11 protein-coding genes and 1 pseudogene are annotated in these 6,598 nt (G+C 57.0%); 7 read left to right on the forward strand and 5 right to left on the reverse strand.

All coding sequences use genetic code 11. The annotated features are described in order from the left end of the window. Both AC13C8_RS00315 and AC13C8_RS00320 read left to right on the forward strand, forming a co-directional pair. A partial coding sequence (locus AC13C8_RS00315; RefSeq protein ID WP_482846014.1) for a type II toxin-antitoxin system PrlF family antitoxin occupies positions 1-183 on the forward strand: 183 nt, incomplete at its 5' end. Beyond that, positions 180-698 (forward strand): type II toxin-antitoxin system YhaV family toxin, encoded by a 519-nt coding sequence (locus tag AC13C8_RS00320; RefSeq protein ID WP_185805263.1) that lies wholly within the window; start codon positions 180-182, stop codon positions 696-698. The genes AC13C8_RS00315 and AC13C8_RS00320, both read left to right, overlap by 4 nt. 324 nt (positions 699-1,022) lie before the next feature. On the opposite strand, the gene AC13C8_RS00325 is transcribed toward AC13C8_RS00320, so the two are convergent. Genes AC13C8_RS00325 through AC13C8_RS00340 form a run of 4 tightly spaced genes read right to left on the reverse strand, consistent with a single transcriptional unit; the run spans position 1,023 to position 4,299 of the window. Further along, a complete protein-coding gene (locus AC13C8_RS00325) occupies positions 1,023-2,396 on the reverse strand; it encodes a TRAP transporter large permease (RefSeq protein ID WP_482846015.1) in 1,374 nt (457 codons plus the stop codon). After that, on the reverse strand, positions 2,386-2,907 hold the full coding sequence (locus AC13C8_RS00330) for a TRAP transporter small permease subunit (protein WP_482846016.1): 522 nt from the start codon (positions 2,905-2,907) through the stop codon (positions 2,386-2,388). The genes AC13C8_RS00325 and AC13C8_RS00330 overlap by 11 nt, the downstream gene beginning before the upstream one ends. 37 nt (positions 2,908-2,944) lie before the next feature. Next, positions 2,945-3,454, reverse strand: a complete 510-nt coding sequence (lspA, locus tag AC13C8_RS00335; protein WP_339640045.1) for a signal peptidase II — start codon at positions 3,452-3,454, stop codon at positions 2,945-2,947. Beyond that, positions 3,451-4,299: a cation efflux transmembrane domain-containing protein gene (locus tag AC13C8_RS00340; protein ID WP_482846017.1), complete on the reverse strand. Its 849-nt coding sequence runs from the start codon at positions 4,297-4,299 to the stop codon at positions 3,451-3,453. Before AC13C8_RS00340 ends, lspA begins: the two co-directional genes overlap by 4 nt. A 56-nt stretch (positions 4,300-4,355) precedes the next feature. Between AC13C8_RS00340 and AC13C8_RS00345 the strand changes: the two genes are divergently transcribed. The 3 genes and pseudogenes from AC13C8_RS00345 (at position 4,356) to AC13C8_RS00355 (ending at position 5,803) form a co-directional block, all read left to right on the forward strand. Continuing rightward, entirely contained in the window at positions 4,356-4,700 is a 345-nt protein-coding gene (locus AC13C8_RS00345; RefSeq protein ID WP_046212131.1) for an ArsR/SmtB family transcription factor, read from the forward strand. A 51-nt stretch (positions 4,701-4,751) separates the two neighbouring features. Further along, positions 4,752-5,218 (forward strand): annotated as a pseudogene (locus AC13C8_RS00350) (DUF411 domain-containing protein). A 246-nt stretch (positions 5,219-5,464) separates the two neighbouring features. Beyond that, positions 5,465-5,803 carry a c-type cytochrome gene (locus AC13C8_RS00355; protein WP_231036370.1) on the forward strand — a complete coding sequence of 113 codons (339 nt, stop codon included), beginning with the start codon at positions 5,465-5,467 and terminating at the stop codon, positions 5,801-5,803. Here AC13C8_RS00355 and AC13C8_RS00360 read toward each other — a convergent pair. After that, complete coding sequence (locus tag AC13C8_RS00360; RefSeq protein ID WP_162797850.1) at positions 5,707-5,913, reverse strand: hypothetical protein; 207 nt, start codon at positions 5,911-5,913, stop codon at positions 5,707-5,709. The two genes, AC13C8_RS00355 and AC13C8_RS00360, sit on opposite strands and share 97 nt — an antisense overlap. A 188-nt stretch (positions 5,914-6,101) precedes the next feature. Between AC13C8_RS00360 and AC13C8_RS00365 the strand changes: the two genes are divergently transcribed. Both AC13C8_RS00365 and AC13C8_RS00370 read left to right on the forward strand, forming a co-directional pair. Further along, positions 6,102-6,266 carry a hypothetical protein gene (locus AC13C8_RS00365; RefSeq protein WP_321174749.1) on the forward strand — a complete coding sequence of 55 codons (165 nt, stop codon included), beginning with the start codon at positions 6,102-6,104 and terminating at the stop codon, positions 6,264-6,266. Continuing rightward, positions 6,256-6,408 carry an antitoxin PaaA2 family protein gene (locus tag AC13C8_RS00370; protein WP_055296368.1) on the forward strand — a complete coding sequence of 51 codons (153 nt, stop codon included), beginning with the start codon at positions 6,256-6,258 and terminating at the stop codon, positions 6,406-6,408. The genes AC13C8_RS00365 and AC13C8_RS00370 overlap by 11 nt, the downstream gene beginning before the upstream one ends. The last annotated feature ends 190 nt before the right edge of the window (positions 6,409-6,598 follow it).

Raw genomic sequence — 6,598 nt, forward strand, 5'->3', positions numbered from 1 at the left:
CCCGTGCGCAGCGACGAGGAAGATCCCGTGCTCGGAGCCTTTCTCGATTTTGTCGAGGCCGATATCAAGGCGCATCCGGACCGCATTCGGGCGTTCGATGGGGCTTTGCATGACCGTCTTGCAGCACTGGTCGGAGACGTTGACGTCGATCTCGATGCGCCGCTATCGCTCGAGGATGAATGAGCGGCGATAGCGTGCCCGCCCAAGCGCCCCTTGTCGTAAACGGATGGTCGATTTATGCGCATCCGCTCTTTCTGGATCAGCTCGAAGGGCTGATTGAAGAGGTCGAGGCGCGTAAGGCACGCGATCCTAAGACCTGGCGCAAGAAAAACCCGACGAAACGGCTGGCCGCCATCTTCAAGCTGGTCACCGAGGCCATACCGGCAGATCCGGGTGCCGCCGCCTTCCGGCAAGGCGGCACACTCGGCGATCACCGCAAGCACTGGTTTCGGGCGAAATTCTTCCAGCAGTATCGGCTGTTCTATCGGTTCAACAGCGATGCGAAGGTCATCGTGGTGGCCTGGGTGAACGACGACAAGACCCTGCGCGCCTATGGCAGCAAGACGGATGCCTATGCGACGTTCAAAGGGATGCTGGAAGATGGCAACCCACCTGACAATTTCGACGCGCTCTTGAAAGAAGCAGCGGCGGCGAACAAGCGGTTCGAAACTTCCCTTGAAGCGGCGCCAGATCGGTAAGTGGGGTCGAATGCCGGAGGGGGCGGAATCCCACGCTAAGGCCGCCAGTAAGGGGGGCATTATGCGTTTCAATCTCCCGTCACCCTTGGGCCAAGTGAAATAGGCGACATTGGTGTGTCATATGGCTGGTACGATGAAATTCTCAGAAGTCCCTCCTTATTCGTACACCTGCCGTTCGCTGCATCGTGTACGAACTGGTAAGATGCGGGACTAAGCACCATTTCGCTGCGGCTGCGCCAGTGGCCGCTTCAGCTCAATCCGAAAAAACGGTTAAACCTAGAGAACCCACAAGGGAATGCTTTCCCCCGCTGCAGGCTACATCACTCACCGCTGTATCAATTGCGACGCATCGGCATCCCCAAGGGCCATTTCGGGCAGCCAAGTGATAAGCTGAGGAAACGAGATCAGCGCCGCGATCAATGCAATCTCAATGGCAACAAGGGGTACCGCTCCGCGATAGATATCAGACAGATTGATACCCTTCGGTGCGGCCATCTTGGCAAAGAACAGGGCATAACCGAAAGGGGGCGTCAGAAAAGACGTCTGCAACGCCAAGGCTATCAGGCCAGCGATCCAGATTTGTGCAAAGTAGGCAGAGCCGACGTGATCTGCGAAGTCGAGCTCTGAAATAATCGGCATCAGTACGGGTACAAAGACCAGCAGCACCTCGATCCAGTCAAAAACAAACCAAAGTATGATGATCACGCCAAGGAGCATGGCCAACAGTTCCCACCGGGTGAGATCGAATGCGGATATCCAGTCGAAGATCACATTTGGTCCACCAACGAGGTGGAAACTGAGCGAAAACACCGATGCGCCAAGTACGATGAAGAAGACCATCGACGTCATCGTGCTTGTCTGCACCGTGACAGAGTTTAACGACGAGAAAGACAGACGCTTTCGCGCCAGAGCAACCAAAAGCGCGCCAAACACCCCTACTCCAGCCGCCTCTGTTAGTGTCGCAAAGCCCAGAATGATGCTGAGCGGAATGGATGCGATAACCGCGACAGACGCGAGTACAAACAAGAGGTCTGACACAAGATTGGTCTTGGGTGCGTCCAGCGGGATTTCGACCGTTTTTCTCAAGGTGACCGCAAAGTAGACCGCGAAGGCCATGACCATCAGAAGCACAGGTACGATGAGGGCCACATACATCAATCCGATGCGCAGATAGAACACGTTCGAGATGAAGAACAGCATCACGGCTGGCGGGAACACGACACCCAATGCTCCAGAAGCTGCGACAGCGCCTCCTGCGGTTCGCGGTGCGTAGCCCGACGCCATCATCGGGGCATAGGCCACCAACGCCACAGTTATGACGGAAGCACCGATCACCCCGGCGGCGGGCGCAAGAACGAGGCCGATCAGCAAAGTCGCAATGGCGTAGCGACCGGGAACGCCTGTCAGAAGACGCCCCAGCAAGCGAAACATGGTTTCGGCAACGCCGCTGGCATTCAGGATCAGGCCAAGAAAAATCAGCATTGGAACGCTGGTGAATTGGACTGATTCATTGGTCAGTACACCACGGGCCCGCAGGTAGATCAGCCCCAGATGCTGAAAATCAGTGATCCCCACCCAAACCGCAGCGACAAACCCCAAGAAGCCTGTCCCCGCGAGCACCAGCGCCACCGGAAAGCCACTGAAAACCCCAATCGCCATCACGACAAGCATGGCAACCGTGAGGACCTCATTCACCATTGTGCAGGCCGCTTGCTTGGTCCGGTGCGCCTTGCGCACGTCTCTCTGCCAGAAAGCCGATGTTGCGAAGGGCGACGATCATCCCCGCAAAAGCCAGCAAGATGGGGCCTATGACCCCCGCTATGCGTTGTGCCCACACTTGGGTCTCGGCGTATTTTGTGGTGCGCATCAGGCCGTCCCATCCGTAGTAGGTCAGGATGGCGGCGAGCGGCAGAAGGACAAAAAGGCCGCCAATCAGTTCGATCCAAGCAATGCGGCGGGCGGACCAATGTCTGCGAAGAACATCAACGCGCACGTGACCGTCGCGCAGATAGGTATACCCAAAGGTCAAGAAAATTAGGATGAACAGCAGTGACGTGGACAGGTCCGGCAAATAGCTCGACACGCCAAGTTGTAGCTTGCGATCCAGCATCTGAAGCGCGCCATAAGCAGCAATCGAAACAACTGTCAGCCACGCAGTCACGACGCCGATGCCGCGAATGCCACGGTCAATCCAATCAATCAGTCGCAAGCCGAATTCCCTCCCAAAGTTCTTTGCCTGTTAGCTGTTATCCCCCCGTGACATCTCCCTTGCGATTGTCTTGTTCCCGATTTTCCGGCCTGACTTTCGAGGCGCGAAAGCCGTCCCAGAACAGCAGTGCCGCCCCACAAAAGATCGCCACGTCAGCCAAGTTGAAGGACGGCCAGTGGTATGACCCGTAATGGAAGTCGAGAAAGTCAGGGACGGCCTGATAGCGCAGCCGGTCGAAGACGTTGCCGAGCGCACCGCCGATGATCATACCGAGAGCAGCAGCCGTCAGCCTATCTAGCGCGCGCCACAACCAGATTAGCAGCCCTGCCATGATCGCGGTAGCAAGCGCGATGAGACCCCACCAGGGTACGATCCCGCCGAGCATACCGAAGCTGACGCCATCGTTCAGAACACGAACGAGATTGAGAAAGGGCAGAACCTCGACCCCATGTTCAAGCGCCGGGGTGTTCAGGGCAAGCGCCTTGGTGCCCTGATCGAGACCGAAAGCTGCAATCGCACAGAGCCCACCCAGAACGCGGTTGTTCATGCCGCCGCCTTCAGATCGGCCCGCGCGTCGCGGATGATCGACCAGGAAGAATGCAGGAATAACCCGGCGATGCCGAAGGCGACAATGAGGTCGGGCCACGCGCTACCCAGCCAAACCACCAGACCGGCCGCGACAACGACTGCCGCATTGCCAATGGCGTCGTTGCGCGAGAACAGCCAGACGGCACGCATGTTCGCGTCCCCCTTCCGGTACTGCAGCAACGGCAGCACGGAGATGACATTGATCACAAGAGCAATCAGGCCCAGAAGCCCCATCAGCGTGGCGTCTGGGGTTGTCGGCTCGAATGCCCGCATGATGGTTGTCCCAAAGACGCCAAGACCAAGCAGGGCAAGGAAGATGCCCTGGATCAGGGCCGACCGCGCCCGCCAGAGAAGACTCCAACCGATGGCCAGCAGGCCGAGGAAGGTGATCGCGCCATCACCAATAAAATCCAGCGCGTCGGCCTTCACGGCCTGTGACCCGGCAATGAACCCGCCGATCATTTCAAGAACGCCATAACCAACATTCAGGATCACAACGATCCAGAGCGCGCGGCGATAGCCAGGGTCCTGATGGGCCGTACCTTGCTGAATATCTTCGTCGCTCTCGATGCGGTCAAACCCATACCCTGTTGTCTCGACGGCTTTTTCAATTTCCGGCAAGCGCGCTTCGGGAGCTCTCAAAGTCATTATGTGCGTTGCAGTAGACACTTTCACGGCGTCAGGCGCGATACCCGCAGATTGCACCGCCCGCTCGATCTGGGCGGCATCCTTGGCGCAATCCATGCCGGAAACGCGGTAACGAAAGGATGGGATATCTGCTATCGCGCTTTCTGCGTTGGCCATGATCGCAGTTCTCCTGCTAAAGTGGATCAAAGGATAATATATCAGTGAGCAATGATATGACGCAGATCGTTGTGGACCGCAAGGTCGGTACCATTGAACAACGCGCAAAACTATTTCGCGGCTTTGCCGACCCAAGCCGCTTGTCTATTCTCGGCGCGCTGTGCGGGGAGCCGCTGGTTGTTCACGAACTCGTCGAGCGTACGGGACTATCACAACCAAACGTATCCAACCACTTGCGATGCTTGTTGGAGTGCGGGCTAGTTAACAGCGACCGAGATGGGCGCTTCATCCGCTACCGTATCAGTAGCGCACGTATCGCAACGCTGTTGAGCGATGTGGACGCACTTCTCGATGTGGTCGCAGGGGGCGTTGAGGCCTGCGACAACTATCGCGGGAGATAAGCAGCCACTAAGCGATGAAATAGACTAGGACAGAGCTAAAGGACGACTGATATTCATGTAACGCGCCGTCAAATTATTATAGCCGCTGTAGGTCTTACCAGCATTGCACCCTTCGCCGCGATTGCGCAGGGAGCTCCGTCGATCCACGTTCTTAAGGACCCGAATTGCAGCTGTTGCCGGGTTTGGGCTGATATTCTTCGGGCTGAAGGCTTCCGTGTGACCGAGGAGCGCAGCTTTGGAACACTGCTGGTCCGACACAAGTTGGACAATGGCATCCCCCAAGAGATGATATCGTGCCACACAGGCGAGATCGAAGGCTATATGATCGAGGGCCATGTGCCCGCAGCAGACATTCGTCGCCTTCTGGACGAACGCCGAGACGCAGTCGGTCTCGCCGTTCCCGGCATGCCCTATGGATCACACGGAATGGGCCAGAAGATCAGCGTGAAGCCTACGATGTATTTCTGATCCGGCGCGACGGTAACACCGAAGTGTTCACGAGTTACGAAGCAGCCTGACGGCAATTTCATTGATCGGAAACCATAAGGAGAAGACTATGAAGCAGCATAAATCACGCTATTTTGGTATGGTTGCGGTGTGTATGATCTCTGCTACTGTAGCCTTCGCACAGCAGCAGCGAGGCGATTGGGTGGGGTCACGGGCCAATGGGACCGAACCACATGTGGTCTGAACGCATGCCTGGCTGGGGACACGGCAACATGGGTCCGGGCCAGCAACAGCGCATGCAACGACATTGGACTTACATGAACGAGTGCGTGCCCGCAGCTTATCGGGGCGCTCGGAGCACTATTCGCGCGACGCCTGAAGTTATCGCGGAAGGCCAGACGCTATACACAGCGAACTGCGCAAGTTGTCATGGAGCCGAGGGTCTCGGGGATGGTGAGGCCGGTCGGTCTCTCGTGCCTTCTCCGGCTCTCCTTAGATGGTTTGTTCAGATGCCGATGTCGGGAGACGAGTATCTGCTCTGGGCAATTTCTGAGGGCGGTCAGCGCTTCGGAACAGAAATGCCAGCCTTCAGGGAAGCGCTGACTGAAGAAGAAATCTGGAAAATCATCGCATACATGCGTGCGGGGTTCCCGTGATACCGCGCACCGCGAACACTTTGTAGAGCTTTTGGCGGTGCTTCCAAAAATACACAATTTCGCCGATCACCACCAAAACTGACATTGGTGGAGCGCGCAGCATCGCTCACTCTGGGCTCTGAGTCAGATTTCGCCGCGCTTTCAATGAACGGCGGCTTTGAGCTTCACGTAGGATTCTGCCCCCTCCGGAATTCGAATCCTAAGTGGCCCGACTTGATTTGACCACAATGGCATTGCCGTTTACGTCACCACGCTGGGTGATGTAGCAACGACCCATAGTAAAGTGGGAGAAATCGCAATGGACCCAACGGATAAGGAAGGGCCGGATTTCGGCACCGATGAACAAGGCGCGCCTGACCTGACGGGGCACCGTTTCCCAATTGCTGTGCGCGTTGCAGACATGCCCGATGACCTCGGCAGGCTTCTCGGCCCGGGTCTCGAGGAGCACTTCCGTGGTCGCTAAAGCGAATTCTTATGACACGTGGTTTTGCGCGCAGGTACAGGCCGCGCTGGAGGATGCACGCTCGGGAACACCTCAGGTTCAGGTGATGCAGGCCGCACAGGCATTGATTGATGCGAAACGGGAGGTCGAACCCAAGTCCTGACCAAGCCTTGGAGGTCAGCGCGGTCTGACCCCCGTCACCCTGAAAAGCGAAAGATGCCGTAATGGGGCTGTCGGCGAATCGAGCACGTTTCGCTTGCTTGACAGCATGATGTGGAGTGCCGTTGCCCTTGATGCGCCTGCAGCGCGTCTACGAGGTCGTATATTTCCATGCGCCTCAATTCCTGAGAATA

This window comes from Aliiroseovarius sp. B-4 (assembly GCF_056857795.1).